Annotated in this window: 18 protein-coding genes; 12 read left to right on the plus strand and 6 right to left on the minus strand. The window is 63.6% G+C overall.

The genetic code is table 11. The features are described from left to right. The first annotated feature begins 61 nt into the window (after nt 1-61). The 3 genes from JMY29_RS02995 to JMY29_RS03005 all read left to right on the plus strand — a co-directional run bounded on the left by JMY29_RS02995 (nt 62) and on the right by JMY29_RS03005 (nt 3,284). Nucleotides 62-1,600 (plus strand): M23 family metallopeptidase, encoded by a 1,539-nt coding sequence (locus tag JMY29_RS02995; protein ID WP_189076193.1) that lies wholly within the window; start codon nt 62-64, stop codon nt 1,598-1,600. Nucleotides 1,601-1,695: 95 nt separating this feature from the next. Further along, nucleotides 1,696-2,178, plus strand: a complete 483-nt coding sequence (locus tag JMY29_RS03000) for a glutathione peroxidase (RefSeq protein ID WP_018778081.1) — start codon at nt 1,696-1,698, stop codon at nt 2,176-2,178. Nucleotides 2,179-2,318: 140 nt separating this feature from the next. Continuing rightward, complete coding sequence (locus JMY29_RS03005) at nt 2,319-3,284, plus strand: phosphodiesterase (protein WP_018778080.1); 966 nt, start codon at nt 2,319-2,321, stop codon at nt 3,282-3,284. Here the strand turns inward: JMY29_RS03005 and JMY29_RS03010 are convergent. Together JMY29_RS03010 and JMY29_RS03015 are read right to left on the minus strand one after the other, a co-directional pair. Next, complete coding sequence (locus JMY29_RS03010) at nt 3,262-4,677, minus strand: stealth family protein (protein WP_018778079.1); 1,416 nt, start codon at nt 4,675-4,677, stop codon at nt 3,262-3,264. The two genes, JMY29_RS03005 and JMY29_RS03010, sit on opposite strands and share 23 nt — an antisense overlap. A gap of 229 nt (nt 4,678-4,906) precedes the next feature. After that, nucleotides 4,907-5,827: a Cof-type HAD-IIB family hydrolase gene (locus JMY29_RS03015; RefSeq protein WP_189076192.1), complete on the minus strand. Its 921-nt coding sequence runs from the start codon at nt 5,825-5,827 to the stop codon at nt 4,907-4,909. 145 nt (nt 5,828-5,972) lie between these two features. On the opposite strand from JMY29_RS03015, the gene JMY29_RS03020 reads away from it, so the two are divergent. Further along, nucleotides 5,973-6,272, plus strand: coding sequence for a type II toxin-antitoxin system VapB family antitoxin (locus tag JMY29_RS03020; protein WP_018778077.1), 300 nt, complete (start codon nt 5,973-5,975; stop codon nt 6,270-6,272). Between the two features lie 58 nt (nt 6,273-6,330). Then, complete coding sequence (locus tag JMY29_RS03025) at nt 6,331-6,975, plus strand: LytR C-terminal domain-containing protein (RefSeq protein ID WP_020608530.1); 645 nt, start codon at nt 6,331-6,333, stop codon at nt 6,973-6,975. Between the two features lie 76 nt (nt 6,976-7,051). On the opposite strand, the gene JMY29_RS03030 is transcribed toward JMY29_RS03025, so the two are convergent. After that, a complete protein-coding gene (locus JMY29_RS03030) occupies nt 7,052-7,747 on the minus strand; it encodes a TetR/AcrR family transcriptional regulator (RefSeq protein WP_018778075.1) in 696 nt (231 codons plus the stop codon). 117 nt (nt 7,748-7,864) lie between these two features. On the opposite strand from JMY29_RS03030, the gene JMY29_RS03035 reads away from it, so the two are divergent. The 5 genes from JMY29_RS03035 to arfA all read left to right on the plus strand — a co-directional run bounded on the left by JMY29_RS03035 (nt 7,865) and on the right by arfA (nt 13,852). Then, entirely contained in the window at nt 7,865-8,863 is a 999-nt protein-coding gene (locus JMY29_RS03035) for a LacI family DNA-binding transcriptional regulator (protein ID WP_189076191.1), read from the plus strand. 181 nt (nt 8,864-9,044) lie between these two features. Beyond that, nucleotides 9,045-10,379, plus strand: a complete 1,335-nt coding sequence (locus JMY29_RS03040; RefSeq protein WP_026267213.1) for an extracellular solute-binding protein — start codon at nt 9,045-9,047, stop codon at nt 10,377-10,379. A 35-nt stretch (nt 10,380-10,414) separates the two neighbouring features. Beyond that, nucleotides 10,415-11,362, plus strand: coding sequence for a carbohydrate ABC transporter permease (locus JMY29_RS03045; RefSeq protein ID WP_110504916.1), 948 nt, complete (start codon nt 10,415-10,417; stop codon nt 11,360-11,362). A 2-nt stretch (nt 11,363-11,364) separates the two neighbouring features. After that, nucleotides 11,365-12,261 carry a carbohydrate ABC transporter permease gene (locus tag JMY29_RS03050; protein WP_018778071.1) on the plus strand — a complete coding sequence of 299 codons (897 nt, stop codon included), beginning with the start codon at nt 11,365-11,367 and terminating at the stop codon, nt 12,259-12,261. A 52-nt stretch (nt 12,262-12,313) separates the two neighbouring features. Continuing rightward, nucleotides 12,314-13,852 carry an arabinosylfuranosidase ArfA gene (gene arfA, locus JMY29_RS03055; protein ID WP_018778070.1) on the plus strand — a complete coding sequence of 513 codons (1,539 nt, stop codon included), beginning with the start codon at nt 12,314-12,316 and terminating at the stop codon, nt 13,850-13,852. 80 nt (nt 13,853-13,932) lie between these two features. On the opposite strand, the gene JMY29_RS03060 is transcribed toward arfA, so the two are convergent. Continuing rightward, entirely contained in the window at nt 13,933-14,631 is a 699-nt protein-coding gene (locus JMY29_RS03060) for a DsbA family oxidoreductase (protein ID WP_189076212.1), read from the minus strand. A gap of 128 nt (nt 14,632-14,759) precedes the next feature. On the opposite strand from JMY29_RS03060, the gene JMY29_RS03065 reads away from it, so the two are divergent. Continuing rightward, nucleotides 14,760-15,833: a glycosyltransferase family 4 protein gene (locus tag JMY29_RS03065; RefSeq protein WP_189076190.1), complete on the plus strand. Its 1,074-nt coding sequence runs from the start codon at nt 14,760-14,762 to the stop codon at nt 15,831-15,833. Nucleotides 15,834-15,885: 52 nt separating this feature from the next. After that, nucleotides 15,886-18,021 (plus strand): amylo-alpha-1,6-glucosidase, encoded by a 2,136-nt coding sequence (locus tag JMY29_RS03070; protein WP_189076189.1) that lies wholly within the window; start codon nt 15,886-15,888, stop codon nt 18,019-18,021. Here JMY29_RS03070 and JMY29_RS03075 read toward each other — a convergent pair. Further along, nucleotides 18,018-18,548, minus strand: a complete 531-nt coding sequence (locus tag JMY29_RS03075) for a GNAT family N-acetyltransferase (protein WP_018778066.1) — start codon at nt 18,546-18,548, stop codon at nt 18,018-18,020. The genes JMY29_RS03070 and JMY29_RS03075 overlap by 4 nt on opposite strands. Before the next feature lie 82 nt (nt 18,549-18,630). Beyond that, nucleotides 18,631-19,959, minus strand: coding sequence for a NosD domain-containing protein (locus tag JMY29_RS03080; protein WP_189076188.1), 1,329 nt, complete (start codon nt 19,957-19,959; stop codon nt 18,631-18,633). Between the last annotated feature and the right edge of the window lie 4 nt (nt 19,960-19,963).

Consider the following 19,963-nt stretch of genomic DNA (forward strand, 5'->3'; position numbering starts at 1 on the left):
CAACAATGGTGCTTGCACGCCAGGCTGGGGTTTGGTGCCGCTGGCTTTTGGGGAGTGTTTTGTGGGCAAGCATCATGAATCAGACCGGGCGATTGACCTGATCCGCACTGAAAAATTCCGCCGCGTTCTTATCGCCGGATGCCTTGCGGCCCTGGCCTTCTTCGCCTTCGGCTTCCAGCCCCTGACGTCCGTCCCCGTAGGAAATGTGGACGGAACAGTTGCCCAGGGCGTCGTAGGCCCCACGGCATTGGGGAGCCTAACCCCGCCGGAAGCCGAAACCATGGTCATTGACCCCACACAGGCGCCCCCCGAGCAAACGCCCGGCACGCCAATGGTCTTCTTTGACCGGGCGATGGTCCGGACAGTAAGCAAGGACGGTTCCACCGGGCTGACGGTGGCTTCGGCCGGACTCTCCCGTCCGCCCGCCGGCAGCCTCTACGCCCCTCTCGAAGTCCTCAATCCTAGTTCCCCCTACGGTTACCGCTACAGCCCACTGACCGGGCTGGCCGGTGAGTTCCACTGGGGGCAGGACTACGCTGCAGCTTGCGGAACGCGTGTTTATGCAGCCGACGCCGGCGTGGTCCGCGCGGTTGGCTGGCACATCTGGGGTGGCGGCAACCGGGTGGAGATCGAACACGGCAACGGCCTGGTCACCACCTACAACCATCTTCAAGCCATCGGAGTGACGCAGGGCCAGTCGGTCCGCGTCGGCGAAGTCATTGCCGAGGTTGGCACCACCGGTTGGTCCACGGGATGCCACCTCCACTTCGAAACAATCGTGAACGGACTCCACACCAACCCCAACGGTTGGACGTACCTGCCCATAAAGCAGGTGGATCCGCTGCAAACCATGACGTTCGTGAACTACCAGCCGGGAGTTGGCACGGGAGCCTCCGCGCCCCAGTGGGCCGTCCCCGTTGCCGACGGCACCAACCGCGCTGTCATCGGCGGCGAACACGAAGAACCCGTCGCGCCACCAGTGGTGGTCCCGCCCGTCACCTCGGTCAACCCGCCCGGCCCTGTGGTGACGTCACCGACACAAACCACGACGCCGGTACCGTCACCGTCCGTGACGGCGACGCCGACAGCCCCCGCGACGCCGACGGTCACCCCGACCCCCACAGCGACTCCCACGCCGACTCCCACGCCGGCGGTCACCCCGACGCCGACGGTTACCCCCACGCCGACACCCACCGATACTCCGACGTCCCCGCCCGCGGTTCCTGAAACCACCACAGCTCCGGTTGCGCCGACGGATCCGGTATCAACCGTCCAGGCACCAACCGTCCAGTCAGCTGTCGCACCGCCGCCAGCCGCCGTCGTCGAACCACCCGCACCGCCCGCACCCGCGCCGCCCGCACCCGCGGTCGTGGAGCCCGCACCTGCGGTGGCACCGATCGTTCCTACGGTTACGCAAGCCGTGGCACCCGCTCCGACGCCTGTGGCCCCGGCACCCGCGCCGACGCCGGTGGCGGTCCTCCCGTCCGCGCTTCCGGTTGTGACGCTCCCGCCCGGTTACATCCTGATCGCACCGGACCTGGTCCAGCGGCCGGACGGCGTAATAGTGCCTTTGTCCACGCTCGTCATTCCCGCTCCCTAAAAAACGCAAGGGCCTGCATTTCGTGGCCCTCAGCCGGCTCCCGTAAGCTCGATGGCGGCGATCCCGCCAGCCGAAGACGTCAGGAAGCGAATCCCATGACCAGCCTTTACAGCATTCCCATCACGTTCAATGACGGCTCCGAAGGTGACTTCGGACGGTTCCAGGGCAAGGCTGTAATGGTGGTGAATGTGGCTTCGGAGTGCGGCTTCACCCGTCAATACGCGGGCCTTGAGGAACTGTACGGCAAGTACCGCGGGCAGGGACTGGAGATTCTCGGCGTCCCCTGCAACCAGTTCGGCGGCCAGGAGCCGGGTGCAGATGCGGAGATCGCGGAGTTCTGCGAGCGTAACTTTGGTGTCACGTTCCCGCTGACCAGCAAGGCGAACGTCCTGGGCAAGGAGCAGCACCCCCTTTTCGCCGAGCTCACCCGGGACGACGACGGCCAGCCCGTCAAGGTGAAGTGGAACTTCGAAAAGTTCGTCATTAACCGGGCGGGAGAACTCGTGGGGAGATTCCCATCCGCAGTGGAGCCTGACTCCGAAGACCTTTTGACGGCAGTGGAAAAGGCGTTGGCGTAAGCCGCCAAACCTGAAGGGAGGAAAGTAATTTTCCAACATTCCGCCGGAAATTAGCCAGTTGTTGGCTTGTTGTCTGGTTGGATTGGCCCTACTGGATTGACACGGGAGACGCCGTCTCCCACCAAACGCTAAGGCAAGCTATGGAGCTCATCGAGGCAGAGTACCCCCACCCAGGTCATGTGCTTTTGCACTTGAGCGATCTTCACCTGGTGGGTGGTCCAGGCACGCTCCACGGCTCAGTCGACAGTTCTGCCCGGTTGCAGGAGATCTGCCAACAGATCATTGCTTCCCGGATCAAGCCCGCGGCCATCATTTTTACCGGCGACCTCGCGGACAAGGGCGAGCTCGAAGCCTACAAACGCCTCCGCGTCATGATAGAGCCGGTCTGCGACGCCCTGGGCGCCAAGGCGATCTGGGCCATGGGAAACCATGACAACCGGGCCAACTTCCGCACCGCCTTCATGGACGCCTCGGAAGCAAGCCAGCCGCAGGACCCTGTTGACCGCAGCTACTTCGTCGATGGACTCCGCATCATTACCCTGGACACCACGGTCCCGGGCCACCATTACGGTGAACTGTCCGAGGCCCAGCTGGACTGGCTGGCAGCCGAGCTCGCGACCCCGGCGCCGGACGGCACCATCCTGGCGCTGCACCACCCGCCGGTCCCGTGCGTGCAGGACCTCGCGGTCCTGGTGGAGCTGCGCGGCCAGGCCGCGCTGGCCGCCGTCGTCCGTAATACCGACGTCCGGACCATCCTGGGTGGACACCTGCATTACTCCACGACGGCGAGCTTCGCCGGCATCCCGGTGTCCGTCGCCTCGGCGACGTGTTACACCCAGGACCTGGGCGTGCGCGCGGGCGGGCAACGGGGACGCGACGGCGCCCAGTCCTACAACATGATCCACGTGTACGAGCACACCATTGTGCACTCCGTGGTGCCGATGTCCGGCGGGGTCACCGTGGGCGAACCCGTGGACGCGGCGGAGGTTCAGCGGCGACTGGCCGCTGCCGGCATCCGCATCCCGCACGAGTCCCGTGTGGGGGCCCACACTTCCCCGGGAACGCTGACGTCGTCCTTGCCGCTTATTTCTCCCAAGGCGCCTTGACAGGGAAGTACTTCTCCAGGAAGTCGGTCACCAGCTCAGCTCGTTCTTCCGAGTCAACCTCAGGGAAGCTGCCGTCGTTCAGGCAGAAGAAGTCCATGTGACGCTTGGCCAAAAGCTTGGGCAGGTAGTGCAGCCCGGCCCACATGGTGGTGTCCACATACCTGACCTTGGCGGCGGTCTGCGTCACGGCGCGGCCGGTCAGCAGGGCGTAATAGTGGTACAGCGAGTTGGTGACCGAGATGTTGTCCGCGGCGCGGAAACGGCTGCCTGCGGTCTTGGCGAACTCGGCGGGGAATTCCTTCTCCATCTGTGCCACCACGCTGCGCCGTAACGGGGCAGCGGTATGCTCCAGGTGCCGCGTGGTGATGCGGCCGAACCGTTCCCAGAGAAGCTTGCGGTTGACGCGGGCGGCGTTCTCAAAGCCGCTGCGTTCGGCGTCGTTCTCGCCCAGGCCGATGCGGGTGTCCGCTTCGATGAACTTGGTGATGCCGCCGGGCGTGAAGAACATGTCCGGGCCCACGGGCCGGCCAAAGAACATGTCGTCATTCGAGTACAGGAAGTGCTCGGACAGGCCCTCGATGTGGTGGAGCTGGCACTCCACCGCCTGGGAGTTGTGGGTGGGCAGCACGGAAGGATCGGCGAAGAATTCCTCGCTCCGAACGATCGTCACGGCAGGGTGGTCGGCCAGCCACTCAGGGGCGGGAGAATCGGTGGCAATGAAGATCCGCCGGATCCACGGCGCAAACATGTGCACCGAACGCAGCGCGTACTTGAGTTCGTTGATCTGCCGGAATCGGGCCTCATGGTCATCGCCTTCACCAAGGACGGCTTCGGCCTGCTGGGCGCGCCTGCGTGCGATGTACTCGGGATCGCTGCCATCAACCCAGGAAAAGACAATGTCGACGTCGAAATCGATGTCACTGGCGTGGTCGGCGAACATGTTCTCGATAGTGGGCCAAGCCAAACCATGCCGCTGCACGGTTCCGCGGACGGCGTCCTGCCGGAGCATGGTCCGGCGCGTCAGTGAGTTCTCCACGGGGAGTTCCAGGTGGTCGCCTTCGAACCTCCACAGCTCAAGCTGGACGCCTAAGGCGGGGCCGTACCAAAGCCCGCCGCCGACCTCGACGCGGGGGCGGTACAGGCGGAAGATCCGGGCCTTCCTGTTGGCCGAGAGTTCGCCGTCGGCCACCAGCACGGAGGTCTTCTTCCGGGCGTCCACCGTCATGGCGTAGAAGGGCTCGTTCTTGAAGGCAGCAGCCAGTGCATCCCGGACGTCCTTGCGGGACTCCCAGTCGACGGCGATGACCGGACGTTCGTCGTTGCCCCGCACCAGGATGAAATCGATGCCTGCGGCATCCAGGGCGGCCCGCACAGCCAGGAGGTCCGAAACCATGGCCTGTTGAGGTGTCAGGTCGCTGTTGATCAGGGCGTACCGCCCACGGTGACGGACGACGTCGGACCTGTGCTTGAGATGCGCGACGACGGCAGGCGAAACCGCCTCCGCAATCGTGTCCTCTTCGACGGAAGGGCTGCCGTGGTAAATCGGATCGACCTGTGCTTGTGTGATGGCTGTTTCTCCGGGATCTTCGGTGTTTCTGGGTGTAGGTGGTGCTGCGTCGCCGCTAGATGGCCAGGGCCTCGCGCCAGCTGCGGAGGAACGCTCCGCCGGCGTCGTCGTGGATCACGTCCTCTGTAAGGTCAAGGTCTGCGGCAGTCAGGATGGTGTAGGGCTTTACCGGTATGCCGTCCGCGGGCCGGACATCTACGTGCTTCACGTCATGATCGTTGTGGTGTAGCCAGTCTGCCATGGCGTAGTCCGTCCGGGAATCTCCCACGGTGCGCCAGGAGAGCGGGGTGATGCCCTGGGCGGCCAGGAGTTCAACGGCCCGGCTTGCTCCAAGGTCCTTGCCCAGGCGCACGGACTCGATGTCCGTGGAGATGATGGTGGGGTCCAGACGGTAGTCTGCAGTGTCATCGGATCCGGGCGCGTGATGGTCCAGGATGGCGGCACTGAGGCCGTGCCGTTCCATGATGCCCAGGGCGTCGGCGTCGAAGAGTTTCTGTTCAGCCAGGTAATCCGCGCTGGCTACGTTCAGGTGTTGCTCCACGGAAACCATGGCGCGTTTTGTCTCATCGAAGAACATGTGGGCGGAGTAATCCTCGGCCACCAGCCGGCGGATATCGTCGCCGTAGGCCTTCGGTACCGCGAGCTCGCGGTCCACGTGGATGGGTCCGGGGCCGTCAGCGGTGTAGCTGAACCACACGGCTCCCTTCTCGCAAATGGCGTGGATCACCGTGTTGGCGGGCATGCCGGCGGCGATCATGGGTTCCATGACCTGCTGGGCGATGAACGCGTCCGAGCGGCCCGTGTTGAAGATGACCGGGATTCCGGCTGAGGCAAGTGCCACCATGTCGGCGATGATGTCCGGTTTGACGTCGCGCGTCACAGGGCTGGCTATGGGGCCATCGACGTCCAGCAGCAGGGCCAGTGCGGGCTCGGTGCGGGCAGCGGCACGGTCAGTACCTGGGAACGGTTGGGTCATGCCCCTATTCTGTCAGTCCCGCAGACCCACCACACAGCTATGACGTCTGTGACGCCCCGCGAAGGATAGTCACCTTTTGGCTACAACCTGCCTGTGCCGCGGGTCACAAGTTCCGTTACGGCGGTATCTTCCATAGGCTTGCAGGGTGATCTTCAAAGCTGTGGGCGAGGGACGCCCGTACCCTGACCATGGATACTCCGCGCCCAGGGACTGGGCTGCCCTGCCCCCGCGCCCTGTCCGCCTGGACGATCTGGTCACCACCAAGCGGACCTTGGACCTGGAGGCATTGCTGGCGGAGGACTCCACTTTCTTTGGCGATCTGTTCCCGCACGTGGTCCAGTACCAGGGCGTGATGTACCTCGAGGACGGTCTTCACCGGGCGGTCCGCACGGCGCTGCACCAAAGGACTGCCATCCACGCACGTGTATTGGTCATCGATGGCTAGGCTGTCCGGTCCGGGGGAGGATAACTCCCGGCCAAAAAAACGTAAGCGTCCCAAAGATGTGACGCAGCTCCATGGCCACCGTGTTGTGACGGGGCCGGAGCTACGGGCAACCTTTGCCGACGACGCCCCGGTCCGGCGAGGCAGCTTCGGGCGTCGTTTGTTCCACGGCATTGTCCTGGTGGTGTTGCTCGGAGTGATCGCCGCGGGAGCAGTTGGTGCCTGGGCGGTCATGAACGGCGTCATCAAAGTCCCGACGGCGATTGCCAGCAAAGCCCCCACCAGCCTGTGCCCTTCCACCACTTTCGACTACGTGCCCAACAACACCGTGCGGCTCAACGTCCTCAATGCCACGTCCCGCGGTGGACTCGCGGCAACGGTAGCCGACCAGTTCACTGCCCGTGGATACACAGTGGCGTCCGTGGGCAACAGTGACACCACATATTCAGGCATCGGCGTGGTGGTGTCCGGGGTCAAGGGCCAAGCAGCCGCCTTCAACATCCAGCGCAACCTGGCGGGGACTGACTATTTCCAGGACAACCGCGAAGACGAATCGGTGGACGTCATCATCACCCCGGGTTATGAGGGCCTGGTGGAGCCGCAGCTGGTGGATCAGACTCCCGGCAAGCTCCTCTGTCCGCGTGAGGAACTGCGGATCGCGGACAACTCCAAGTGGCCCATCATCCCCACACGACCTGCAGGCTGACCCGCTACCCGGTTTTCGCCACGCAAAGTCGTGGGCGACGCGGGGATTTGCGTGGCGTTAGCCCGTTTGGGTGGCACTAAACAGTTGGGGTAGCGGTGGCCAGCAGGACCGGCCTGCCGGCGTCGTCGAAACGCGCACCCGCACCCAACTGGATGAAACGCACAGTCTGCGCTGTCTGCGCCTCTTGCGCGGCAAGAAGCCCGACGTCGGAGGCCGGGGGCGGCGGGGGAGTCCCGCCGTCGGGCGTCCGGTTGCGTCGCGCGGCACTTGCCGACAGTGTGCCGTGGATGAGCCGCGCGAGCTGGGTGACGTCGATGTCCGGAAGGTAGCCCTGGTGGACGCCATCCCGGAGGATGTCCTCGAGCAAGGCGTTGAGGTCGCCCACGTGGTCTGCGAGCTTGGCAAAGGAGCCGGGGGAGAGGACGGCTGCCATGGCCGGACCCGGCGGCAGGTGGCGTCGGCTGAGGTCCTCCACCTGCGCGCGGACGTAGAGGGCCAGCCGGTCCACCGGGTTCTGGAGCGCGGCCAGGGATTCCCGGAGGTCGACGATGAAACGTTCGGTCTCGTCCAGGGCGTACGCGATGAGGAGCTGCTCCATGTCCGCGTAATAGTTGTAGACCGCTGTGCGGCCAACGCCTGCATGGCGGGCGACATCGGTCATGGTCAATCCGGGCAGGCCATGGGTGAAGAGGAGCTCGCCGAAGGCCGTGAGAATCCGACGTTGGGTCTCGGCGCGTTGGGCAGCGTTCGTGGGGGCCGTGATCCTGGGCATATAGACACTTTACAGTGATCTGTCAGCAAACCGGGTCCCGACGCGGTACCCGGGGAACCGGGCGGTAACATCGTGGAAAACGGGAAAATCCGTAAAACATTGCAGCAAGGGGGCGTCTTGCGCGCAACGGTCAAAGACGTAGCGCGCCGCGCGGGGGTCTCACCCAAAACGGTCTCGAATGTCATGAACGGAATCGTTCCGGTGAGTGGACCTACGCGGCTGAGGGTTGAGCAGGCCATGCAGGAGCTGGACTACGTCCCCAACCTCTCGGCCCGTGGACTGCGCAATGGACGCTCGGGTGTGATCGGCCTGGCATTGCCCAACCTCGGCACCCCGTTCTCTGCGGAACTCGCCCAAAGCCTCGTTGAAGTTGCCCATGCCCGGGGCTGGAGCGTGCAGATTGAAGAAACCGGTTCCGACCCCCAACGGGAACAGGAACTGATGACACGCGCGCGGGCCAACCTGATCGATGGCCTGATCCTGAATCCTGTTGTTCTCGATGAGAGTGCCGTGCGGGTGGGTGTGGCGTTGCCTCCGGTGGTCCTGTTGGGTGAGGTGTCGCAAGAACTCGCCGACCGCGTTTTTGTGGACAGCTTTGCCGCGGCCCGGGATATGACCTTGGCCCTGGCCCGCCCGGGGCGGCGCCGCATAGCGGTACTGGGCATCAACCAGGGAAGGAAATCGGCCACCGCCATCCAACGGACCCAGGGATATGAGGCAGCCCTGCGCTCCCTGGGCATCCCGTGGGATGAATCCCTCATGATCGCCTGCGATGAATGGACGCCTGGCTCCGCGGCGGAGTCCGTCATGCGGTATCTCGACAGCAACCCGCTGCCGGAGGCACTCTTCTGCTTCACGGATTCAATGGCCCTTGGTGCCTTGAACGCTTTGTGGAAGCGCGGCGTGCGGGTTCCCGAAGACATTGCTGTGGCCGGTTTTGACGATATTGCCGATGGCCGGTTCGCTGTACCGTCGCTCACCACCGTGTCCTTTGACAAGCGCATGATCGCTTCCGAGGCGTTGCGCCTGCTCACCGAACGTATGGCGGACAGGGGCCATGGACAGCGCATAGTGTCCGTTCCGTACAGCATCGAAGAGCGGGACAGCACCCGATAGGTTCCCGAAAAGAGAAATTGTTGGCGCTAACAATTTCTCTTGCCCTGCACATTACAACGATGTAATGTGAGACCTGCGTCACCCAGGGGCCACCTTTTACCCACGCGTGGAGACGCAGCGAAGCCGGACTTTCGTGCAGCATTGTGTGTCCTTTCAGCGGACCCTTCCAAAGGAGTGACGGGTGAAGCAGTTTGAATCTTTGACCGGGAGAAGTTTGTCCCGGAGACAGTTATTGACAGGCTCGGCGCTGCTGGGCGGCGGGCTTTTGGCCACGGGCCTCACAGGATGCGGCGGATCGGCGGGAGCCGCGGCCGTCCCGACCATCAACTTCTGGCACCTCCTCTCCGGAGGAGACGGCACCAAGATGCAGGCCATGATCGCCAACGCCAACAGCGCCAATCCGGGCTTCAAGGTCCACCCCACGGTGTTGGCCTGGGGACCGCCCTACTACACCAAGCTGGCCATGGCATCGGCCGGCGGACGGCCGCCGGAAGTAGCCATCATGCATGCCAGCCGGGTTCCCGGCTACGCCCCCGGCGGCCTCATCGAGCCCTGGGACCTGGGCCTGCTGGCAGAGAACGGCATCACGCCGGAGAACTTTGCCCCGCGTATCTGGGAAAAGAGCCAGCAGGACGGAAAGGTGTTCTCGCTCGCACTGGACTCCCACCCGTTCATCATGTTCTACAACACGGACATCGCCGGTAAAGCGGGGCTCCTGGAAAGCAACGGCCTCTTGCAGGAAGTGAACTCGCCGGACGGATTCAAAGCCATGGCACTGGAGATGCAAAAAGTCACCAAGGCCCACGGCCTCTCCTTCGGATACCTGAACCTCGGCTCGCAAATGTGGCGCCTGTTCTACACGCTCTACAAGCAGCACGGGGCCGAGATCGTACTGACTCCAGGCCAGCCCATGCAGGCCGACAGGGACGCTGCCGTTGAGTCACTGGAATTCATGGCGTCGCTCTTTGATGACACGATCGCGGCCAAGGGCAACGACATCAACACCGGCATCGCCGAGTTTGTCAGGGGCGACTCGGGAATGCTCTTCAGCGGCGGCTGGGAACTGCCCACCATGAAGAAGGCCAAGCTTCCGGTTGACGCTGCCACCATCCCGACGCTCTACGGGACGCCCGCGTCGTACGCCGATTCGCATTCCTTCGTGCTTCCACGGCAACTCGCGGTGGATGAAGAAAAACGCAAGGACGCCTACAAGTTCGTCAGCGACATCCTCAAGGGTTCGTTGTCGTGGGCCGAGGCGGGGCACATCCCGGCATACCAGCCCGTAGTGCAGTCGCAGGCATACCGGGAACTCACCCCTCAAGTCCACTATGCCAACGCCGCAGACATCATCGCTTACGACCCCGAGGCCTGGTTCAGCGGATCAGGCTCGGACTGGCAGAACTATTTTGCCGAGTACATCCAGAACGTACTTCTGGGACGCAGCAAAGCAGCTGAGGGGTGGGACGGTTTCGTGGCCCGCACCAACGACCTTCTATCCCGGCCCAACCCGGTCTGACCGGCACAGCACACCGAGCGACAAAGGAGTCCTTCATGAGTTCCTCTACAGTGTCCCGGCAGACCAGCCAAGTACGGACAAAACCCACTCCCGGCACCAAGACCGGGCCCTCCCTGCGCAACAGCAGGGACAACGTGAGCGGCTGGACCTTCGCTGCGCCGTTCCTCGTCTTCTTCCTCGTGTTCCTTGTATGGCCAATCCTGTACGGCTTCTATATGAGCCTGACGGGCAAATCCCTCACGGGAGCCAACGACGTCCTCATTGGATTTTCCAACTACTCCGAGGCCTTTGCCGATGCCGGTATGTGGCGTTCCCTGGGAAACACGCTCTATTTCACCGTGATCAGCACCGTGCCATTGGTGCTGGTGGCGTTGGTGATGGCTGCGCTGTTGAACATCGGCCTTCCCGCCCAGTGGCTTTGGCGGCTTTCCTACTTCGCGCCCTTCCTTCTGGCATCCACGGTTGTCTCCCTGTTCTTCGTCTGGATGTACAACCCGCAGCTCGGACTGATCAACGATTTCCTGTCCAAGTTCGGCATCCCGAAGATCGGGTGGCTCAACGATCCCAATGTGGCCATGTGGTCGATCGTGATTGCAACGCTCTGGTGGACCGTGGGATTCAATTTCCTTCTGTACTTGGCGGCAATGCAAAACATTCCCGCTCAGCACTATGAGGCAGCATCGCTGGACGGCGCCGGAGCCTGGCGGCAGTTCTTCTCCATCACGCTGCCACAGCTCACCCCCACCACGGTGATGATCGTGCTGCTCCAGATCCTCGCTTCCCTGAAGGTCTTCGACCAGATCTACCAGATGACGTCCGGCGGTCCGGGCGGATCGACCAGGCCCGTGGTTCAGTACATCTTCGAAACCGGGTTTACCGGATACCGGCTGGGATACTCCGCAGCCATCTCCTACATCTTCTTCGGACTGATCGTGCTGGTCTCTGCCTTGCAGTTCGTCATCACCCGCCGCAGGAGTGCATAGCCATGGCAAATACCACCCTCACCCGATCCATCCCGCGCAGCACTGCCGGCCAGGTCATCCGCCAACCACGCAAGAAGCTGACAGTGGGCAAGGCCGCAGCCGTCGTGGTCGCCGCCGTCCTCGCTGTCCTCTGGTTGGTTCCCTTCGCCTGGGCAACGGTCACCGCCTTCAAATCCGAAGCGGACGCCTCGGCCTCGAAGGTCAGCTGGATCCCGCCGTCGGGCTTTACGTTCGACGCTTTTGCCAACGTCTTCCAAGCCGGCAACATCCCGCTCTGGACATGGAATTCGCTCTACACCTCCGCTGCGATCACCCTCATCACGCTGGTGATCTCCGCCCTCATCGCTTATGCATTGTCCCGGATCGAGTTCAAGGGCAAGAAGGTACTGATGACGGCCATCATCGCCAGCATCATCGTGCCGCCGCCGGTACTCATGATCCCGCTTTTCTACCAAATGCTCGCGTTCAAGATGATCGATACCCCGTGGGCCATCATCCTTCCGCAGGTGATCCACCCCGCCATGGTGTTCGTCCTCAAGAGGTTCTTCGACCAGATTCCGCGTGAACTCGAGGAAGCGGCCGTGATGGACGGGGCCAGCCGGCTCCGGATCTTCATGCAGATCATCCTGCCGTTGTCCCGGCCGATCCTGGCCGCCGTCGCGATCTTTGTGTTCATCGGCGCGTGGAACAACTTCCTGTGGCCGTTCATCTCCACCAACGACGATTCCCTGCTGACCCTTCCGGTGGGCCTGCAGACCATCAAGAGCGCCTACGGCGTGCAGTACGCCCAGAACATGGCGTCGGCGTTGTTGGCCGCGCTGCCGCTGATTGTCGTCTTCCTGTTCTTCCAGCGCCAGATCATCAAGGGCATTTCCACCACAGGACTTGCCGGGACCTGACCGGTCCGCATTGCTGCACCACCAGACCTGAAACACACAACCAAGGAGATACATGTCCCGCGCACGCATCACCCTCGATCGCGACTTCACCATCGGGGAGGTACCCCGCCGGCTCTTCGGCTCCTTCGTGGAGCACATGGGCCGCTGCGTCTACACCGGGATTTACGAACCCGGACACCCGGAGGCTGACGAGCACGGCTTCCGCCAGGACGTCCTCAAGCTCGTCAAGGAACTCGGCGCCACCGTTGTCCGGTACCCCGGCGGCAACTTCGTCTCCGGCTACAACTGGGAAGACGGGATCGGTCCACGGGAAAACAGGCCCCGCCGCCTGGATGGCGCCTGGCACACCGTGGAGACCAACGCCTTTGGACTGCACGAATTCGTGGACTGGTCCAGGCAGGCCGGCACCGAAATCATGGAAGCCATCAATCTGGGCACCAAGGGAGTCGAGGAAGCCCGTGCCATTGTGGAGTACTCCAACCACAGCGGAGGCACGTACTGGTCTGACCTCCGGGCGAAGAACGGCCACAAGGACCCGTTCGACATCAAGCTCTGGTGCCTCGGCAATGAGATGGACGGCCCGTGGCAGATCGGGCACAAGACAGCCGATGAATACGGCCGACTGGCCCAGGAAGCCGCCAAGGCCATGCGATACGTGGATCCGTCCATTGAACTCGTCGCGTGCGGCAGCTCGAATTCCAGGATGCCCACCTTCGGGGCCTGGGAGCAGACCGTCCTCACGCACACCTATGAGGAAGTGGACTATGTGTCCCTCCACGCCTACTACTTCGAGGAGGAGGGCGACGTCGGCAGCTTCCTGGCGTCCGCCGTCGACACCGACTACTTCATTGAGTCAGTGATCGCTACGGCCGATGCCGTCAGGGCCAAGGGCAAGCACAAGAAGCACATTAACCTGTCCTTTGATGAGTGGAACGTCTGGTACCAGCGCGGCCGGGACACCGAGGACCAGCTGAGCAACATCGTCAAGGCTCCGTGGCGCGAACACCCGCGTGTCATCGAGGACCAGTACAACGTGACCGACGCCGTGGTGGTGGGGACCCTGCTCAACTCGCTGCTGCGCCATGGCGACCGGGTAAAGATCGCCAACCAGGCGCAGCTGGTCAACGTGATCGCACCGATCCTTTCCGAGGAAAACGGGCCGGCCTGGAAGCAGACCATTTTCCACCCGTTCGCCCGGATGGCGGAGCTCGCCACAGGACAGATCCTGCGGCTCTCAGTTGATTCGGACAAGTACTCCAACAACCGGTTCGGGGACACCGACCTGGTGGACGTCAGCGCAACGTGGAACGAGGAAACGGGCCGGGTTGCCTTGTTCTTCGCGAACCGCGGCCTGGAGGAAGCGGCCGACGTCGAGACCGCCCTGCGGGGGTTCGACGCCCGGCAGGTGGTCCGCGCCGAGGTCCTGGAAATTCCCGACGGCGGCGACCGCTTCACCATCAACAGCCAGGACCAGCCGGGCCGGGTTGGGCTCAAGCCGCTGGACGGCGTGAAGGCGACTGGTTCGGAGCTGCGCCTGACGCTGCCCGCCTTGTCCTGGGCCGTCGTCGAGCTTGAGGTGGCGAAGGCCTAGCCCTCGCCAATAAAGCAACGCGGGGTCACTTATGGCCTATCCCAAGGGGGATTTTGGGCCATAAGTGACCCCGCGTTGGGTTAAACGCTGCAGCCGTCCGGGCCGCAGGCCTCGGCGTCGGAAGCGCCGACCGGGATCAGCGGGTTGGCTTCCTGCCATGCCTGGTTCAGGGCCTGGCTGAAAAGTTCGGCAGGCTGGGCGCCGGAGATGCCGTACTTGCGGTCGATCACGAAAAACGGAACGCCGGTCACGCCGATGGCACGGGCCTCGTTGATGTCTTCCTTGACCTCGTCCGTGAACTTGTCGGACGTGAAGAGTTCGGCAACTTCCTGTGCCGGCAGGCCGAGGGCTTCACCGAGCTCCGTCAGGTACTCCTGGTTGCCGATGTCCTTGCCGTGCTCAAAGTGGTCGCTGAGCAGTCGTTCCTTGGCGGCGTCCTGGCGTCCGTGGCCGGCAGCCAGGTGGATGAGGCGGTGGGCGGTGAAGCTGTTGGCCACAACCACCTTGTCGAAGTGGTAATCCAGGCCTTCGCCCTTGGCGGTCTCCGTGACGTGCGCGAACATCTGCTTGACCTGCTCCGGAGCCATGCCCTTGCGCTGGCTGAGGTAGTCCAGCTCCGTGCCGTCATAATGCCCCGGAACGGAGGGATCCAGCTGGTAGCTCTTCCATTCGATGTCCACGGAGTCGCGGTGGGGGAACTGTGCCAGGGCGGTCTCGAAACGGCGCTTGCCGATGTAGCACCACGGGCACGCGACGTCTGACCAGATCTCAATCTTCATGGTTGCGTCAACCCCGCCCGGCTCCAGGGCATTCCGGCGGCGGCCTGTTATTTTCCTCACGGGACGCCTAGCCTTGAGGAGGGTTATGAAGCCAGCCCATGGTTTGGGGGTTATGCGCGGAGGCCCGGATGCGCATTGGACTCATTGTTGGACCATGGTTTACCGTCCCGCCCGAAAAATACGGCGGCACGGAAAGGGTGGTGGACGCCCTCGCCCGCGCGCTGGTTGACGCCGGGCATGAAGTCCTCCTGGCGGCAGCCTCCGACAGCACCTGTCCGGTGCCCCGCATCCCCGGTTTCGGCCCAAGCCAGCCGGATGAACTCGGACTGACCCTCAGCGAGCTGGACCATGTCATCAAGGCCTACCGCGGGCTGGGCGGGGTGGACATCATCCACGACCATACGCTGGCCGGACCCCTCTACGCTTACCGACCTCCTGCCATCCCGGTAGTCACCACCATCCACGGCCAGTTCACCGCCCAGTCGGCGGAGCTCTACCGCGCCATGGAGCGGGACACGTCCATCATCGCCATCTCCAATGACCAACGGTCCATGTTCCCGGACCTCAACGTTGCAGCGGTCATCCACCATGGCTTGGACTTGTCCACTGTGTCCATGGGGGACGGGCTAGGCGGTTATGCGTGCTTTGTGGGACGGATGTGCCAGGACAAGGGGCTCATGGAAGCGGTGGCAGTTGCCCGCGAGGCCGGTGTACCGCTGAAAATAGCCGCCAAAATGCACGCCCAAGACGAACAGGACTTCTTCCGGGAGGTCGTGAAGCCTGCCCTGGGCCCGCAGGAGGAGTTCCTGGGTGAACTCTCCGACCCCGAAAAATACGAGCTCATGGGCGGTGCCGTGGCATTGATCAACCCCATCCAATGGCCCGAGCCTTTTGGGTTGGTGATGATCGAGTCACTGGCCACGGGCACTCCCGTGATATCCACCCCGATGGGTGCCGCTCCTGAAATCGTCAAGCACGGCAAGACCGGCTTCCTGGGCGAGGTCCGGGACCTCGCCGGCTTCCTGGATACCGCCGCACGCCTGAGCCGGGCCGAATGCCGGCGCTCGGTGGACGAGTACTTCAGCGCCGGCCGGATGGCTGCCGAGCATCTGGCCCTCTATTCGCGCATCCTTCAACAATTCAGCAGCAAGGGGCTTCCCGACGGCGGCTACGTGGAAGAGAATCAGAGGCAGGCCTCGTAGCCAGAGGTTGCTTGTCCGCGAAACCAACCCCGCCAGAGGAGCCCTGCCGCGCATGACCGCTTGGAACGCAGACACGGAAGCCGGAGCATCCGAACTGGGGGCGGTGACCGTCGTCGAAGGCTCGTCCTTCTGCATTTCCGCCCACCCGGGCGACATCCACGCAGGCGGTTCGCAAGGCGCGTATTACCAGGACACGCGCATTGTGTCCCGCTGGGTGCTGCGCATCAACGGCGAACCCCGGGAGCCCCTGGTGGCCCGCAACCCGGCGTCGTTCCAGGCCGAATACGTGGGCCGGGCCTGTACCGAGGACGGGCGCTTTGAAAGCCCGCTGCTGGTCCGGCACCAGCGCAGCGTCGGATCAGGGCTCCGCGATGACCTCACCATCACCAACTACTCCGGCACCCCGTCAACGTGCACCATCGAACTGCTGATCGACGCCGACCTCGCCGACCTCTTCGACGTCAAAGGCGGCAGGGTGGGAACCGCCGAGCAAACCATCAAGGCGGCGCGGGAGGACGGGCTGCACATAGACGCCCTGCACTCCAGCGGACAGCGACGGGGAGTGCTGTTCCAGGCGCACGGAGCAAAAGTCACGGAGGAAGGGCTGACGTTCAACGTCACCATCCCTGCCCGTGAGCAGTGGTCGACCACCATCATTGCCCTGCCGCTGGTCAACGGTGAGGCCCCGGACGATCCCTTCACCGCAGGAACGCCCCTTAAACACAGCACGGGAGCACGCCGGCAGACCCAATGGGAGGAGCACGTTCCGCGCATCACGGTCAGCGACCAAAACGTCACGGACGTCCTTGCCCAAAGTCAGCGGGACCTCGGATCACTGAGGATTTTCGACGACGAACACCCCGGCCGTGCCGCCATCGCCGCCGGGGCGCCGTGGTTCATGGCCCTCTTCGGACGGGACTCCCTGCTGGCCTCCTACATGTCCCTCATGGTTGATCCGAGCCTGGCCGCCGGGACGCTCCAAACACTGGCCGGACTGCAAGGCAGCAAGGTGGACCCCGATTCCGAAGAGGAGCCCGGGCGCATGCCGCACGAGGTCCGGCTCGGGATCACGGCGGGGTTGTCGTTGGGCGGCACCGCCTATTACGGCACAGCCGATGCGACGCCGCTTTTCGTCTCCACCCTGGGCGAGTTGAGCCGCTGGGGCCTGGGCGAGGACATCATCGAGTCCCTTCTGCCGCATGCTGACCGGGCCATCGAATGGATGGAGCAGTACGGCGACCGTGACGGGGACGGGTTCATCGAATACCAGCGCCCCAACAACCACGGCCTGGTGAACCAGGGATGGAAGGACTCGTGGGACGGGATCAACTTTGCTGACGGCCGGATGGCGGAGGCCCCGATCGCCCTGTGTGAAGTCCAGGCCTACGCCTACGCGGCATACGTGGGCCGGTCCCTGCTGGCGCGCGCGGCGGGCGACACCGCCGTCGAACGCCGTTGCGCGGACAAGGCCGCAGAGCTGAAGGAGGCCTTCAACAAGACCTTCTGGTTGCCGGACAAGGGTTACTTCGCCCTGGCGCTGGACAAGGACAAGAACCCCGTGGATTCGTGTACGTCCAACATGGGCCATTGCCTGTGGGTGGGCATCGTCGACGAGGACAAGGCGCCACAGGTGGCGGAGCGGCTGATGTCCAAGGAGATGTTCACCGGCTGGGGCATCCGCACCCTCGGCTCCGACATGGGTGCCTACAACCCCGTCAGCTACCACAACGGCTCGGTCTGGCCCCACGATACGGCGCTCGCCGCCACGGGACTCATGCGCTACGGCTTCGTGGACGAAGCCAGCCGGGTGGCCAGTGGACTGTTCGACGCCGCCGAGCACTTTGGCGGTCAGCTCCCTGAGCTGTTTTGCGGCTTTGACCGTTCAGAGTTCGCGGAGCCCGTACCGTATCCGACGGCGTGTTCCCCGCAGGCGTGGGCGGCTGCGGCACCGGTCCAACTGGCCCGGATCCTGTTGCGGTTCGATCCCGATTTCACGCGGGACGTGCTCCACTTGGCTCCGATCCTCCCGGAGTCCTTCGGCGGGTTCACGGCCGACAACGTGCTGCTCGGGAGTTCGCGGCTCACCGTGCGGGCGTCCGGTTCCTCGGGTACAGTCAGCGGCCTTCCGGAGGGACTCCATTTGCGCAACGACCCCCGGCCGCAGCTGGCCGGGGACTTGTTTGGCTAAAGCCTGTTCTCCATGACGAAGTCGTGTTCCACCGTGTTGCCGAGCTTGAACGATTTGGTGCCGACGCGCTGGAAACCGCTCTTCTCGTAGAAGCGGATGGCCTTGGCGTTCTCGCTGTTGACGCCCAGCCACACCCCGGATGCGCCCTTGTCCGCGGCCAGGGCCAGGGATGCCTGGATCAGCCGTGCTGCGGCGCCCTTTCCGTGGTGGTCCGGGTGGACGTAGCATTTGCTCAGTTCGGTGGAGGGCTGCGCCGAAAGCACCGAGGCGACGTCGGGGTCGCTTGCCGGCTTGGCAATCAGCATGGTGTACCCGGTGAGCTGCCCGTCGTCGTCGAGCACCATGACCGTGATGTTCGCATCGGCGAGGTATTCCGAAAAGTTGGCCTCGCTGAGTGTCTTCTCAAGGTGCGCCTGGATGTCGTCCGGTGAGGAGCCCGGCGGGCACGCCAGCGGGAAGGTGATGGCGGCAAGCTCAGCCAGCTTCCCGGCGTCGTTGGCTGTTGCGGTGCGGATAGTCTCTGGCACGTGGTCCCCCTTGCGAGTTTTTGTACAGGTAATGCCCCTAAGAACGAATCTTAAGGGCATTAGCTGGACAAAAACTCCCAGGTTAAGGGGTGGGACGGATGGCGTTGCTTGCCCGGTCGGCGGTGATTTGGGTTTCCCTACCCGAGTCGAGGATAGTGTTCCGCGCTGATTCCGGGTCCACCAGGACCGCGGTCACGGCCAGGTCTTCAGCCGCATCGGTGGTCAGCAGGGCATCCACCTGGGCCTCGAAGCAGTCGTCGCTGGCGTTGGCGTGCACGTTCAAGGCCACCACGTGGTTGTTGGAGACGAAATTGCCCGCGCCTTCACGCAAGCGGATGATGACCGGCGTTGCGCCCTCCGGACGGACGCTCTCCGAGTCGATGATCTGTGAAAAGTGGTTCCCGATCACCGAGTTGTTGTTGCCGCTGACACTGAGGACCCCGTGGAGGTCATCCAGCCCGTTATCGATCCCGAGGAACGGCGTCCAGGGCTCGTGGTCGCGGAGGAAGTGATTGGTGGCCACGAGGTTTTCCGAGCTGTTCCGCTCCAGGACCACCATGCCCGGATAGAAGGAATGCAGGCGGTTGTTGGTGATGCTGGAGCGCGTCACACCGCTGAAATGGACGCTGCTGGCACCCCGTGGGAAGACGTTGTTGGCCGTGACCAGGAGTCCGCCATGGTTCTCCGCATAGATCGAGTGGCCCTTGAATCCCGCGCCGATCAGGTTGTCCGTGATCTTCGATGCCTGACCCCAGCCTCGCAATTCGATGCAGCTTCCGCATTCGGCGATGAAGTTGTTGTGGATGGAGAGGGCATCGGCGTTGTGGATGGTCAGGGCGTGTTCGAGGTAGATGAAGCCCATCTCGTTGATCCGGAAGGAGTCGTTGGCGCTGGCAACGTGAATCCCGGTCTTGCCATTGATGTATGTATTCTCGGCCGGCATGTCAGAGCCGTCCGGGGTGAAGTGCAGGCCATCAATGCAGAAGTTGGCGAACTCCACCGAACTGATCCGGGGGCTGCCCGCACGCTCAACAAGGAACGCTGCTCCGCTGGCGGGGTCCGAGCTGTCAGCGGGAGGAAGATCCACCAGCACGCGGCTGCCGCCGGGCCACAGCTCATGAAGGTCGGACCATTCGTCCTGGGGAACGTTGAACCTGATGCTCGAGGACGTGAACCCGTGGCCTGAGCCCTGGATCCGAAGGAAGCTGATGTCGATCAGGACCTGCGTGCGCAGCCGGTAGTCACCCGGTGGCAGGTAGATCACCGCACCGGGCTTGCCGCCGTCGTTCACATCTGTGGCGTTCTGGCGTTCCTTGACGTCGGCGATGATGCTGTTGATGACCTCGCCGACATCCTTGGACGGGTCGCCGGTGGGCCAGGTGGTCACATCGTAGTAGTTGCTGCTGGACATGGTG

The sequence above is a fragment of the Paenarthrobacter nicotinovorans genome, from assembly GCF_021919345.1.
Taxonomy (GTDB): Bacteria; Actinomycetota; Actinomycetes; order Actinomycetales; family Micrococcaceae; genus Arthrobacter; species Arthrobacter nicotinovorans.

Coding starts and splice junctions, on each gene's coding strand:
- JMY29_RS03000 (WP_018778081.1), top strand. CDS start 1,696: ATGACCAGCCTTTACAGCATTCCCATCACGTTCAATGACGGCTCCGAA.
- JMY29_RS03005 (WP_018778080.1), top strand. CDS start 2,319: ATGGAGCTCATCGAGGCAGAGTACCCCCACCCAGGTCATGTGCTTTTG.
- JMY29_RS03010 (WP_018778079.1), bottom strand. CDS start 4,677: ATGGTTTCGGACCTCCTGGCTGTGCGGGCCGCCCTGGATGCCGCAGGC.
- JMY29_RS03015 (WP_189076192.1), bottom strand. CDS start 5,827: ATGACCCAACCGTTCCCAGGTACTGACCGTGCCGCTGCCCGCACCGAG.
- JMY29_RS03030 (WP_018778075.1), bottom strand. CDS start 7,747: ATGCCCAGGATCACGGCCCCCACGAACGCTGCCCAACGCGCCGAGACC.
- JMY29_RS03045 (WP_110504916.1), top strand. CDS start 10,415: ATGAGTTCCTCTACAGTGTCCCGGCAGACCAGCCAAGTACGGACAAAA.
- JMY29_RS03050 (WP_018778071.1), top strand. CDS start 11,365: ATGGCAAATACCACCCTCACCCGATCCATCCCGCGCAGCACTGCCGGC.
- arfA (WP_018778070.1), top strand. CDS start 12,314: ATGTCCCGCGCACGCATCACCCTCGATCGCGACTTCACCATCGGGGAG.
- JMY29_RS03060 (WP_189076212.1), bottom strand. CDS start 14,631: ATGAAGATTGAGATCTGGTCAGACGTCGCGTGCCCGTGGTGCTACATC.
- JMY29_RS03065 (WP_189076190.1), top strand. CDS start 14,760: ATGCGCATTGGACTCATTGTTGGACCATGGTTTACCGTCCCGCCCGAA.
- JMY29_RS03070 (WP_189076189.1), top strand. CDS start 15,886: ATGACCGCTTGGAACGCAGACACGGAAGCCGGAGCATCCGAACTGGGG.
- JMY29_RS03080 (WP_189076188.1), bottom strand. CDS start 19,959: ATGTCCAGCAGCAACTACTACGATGTGACCACCTGGCCCACCGGCGAC.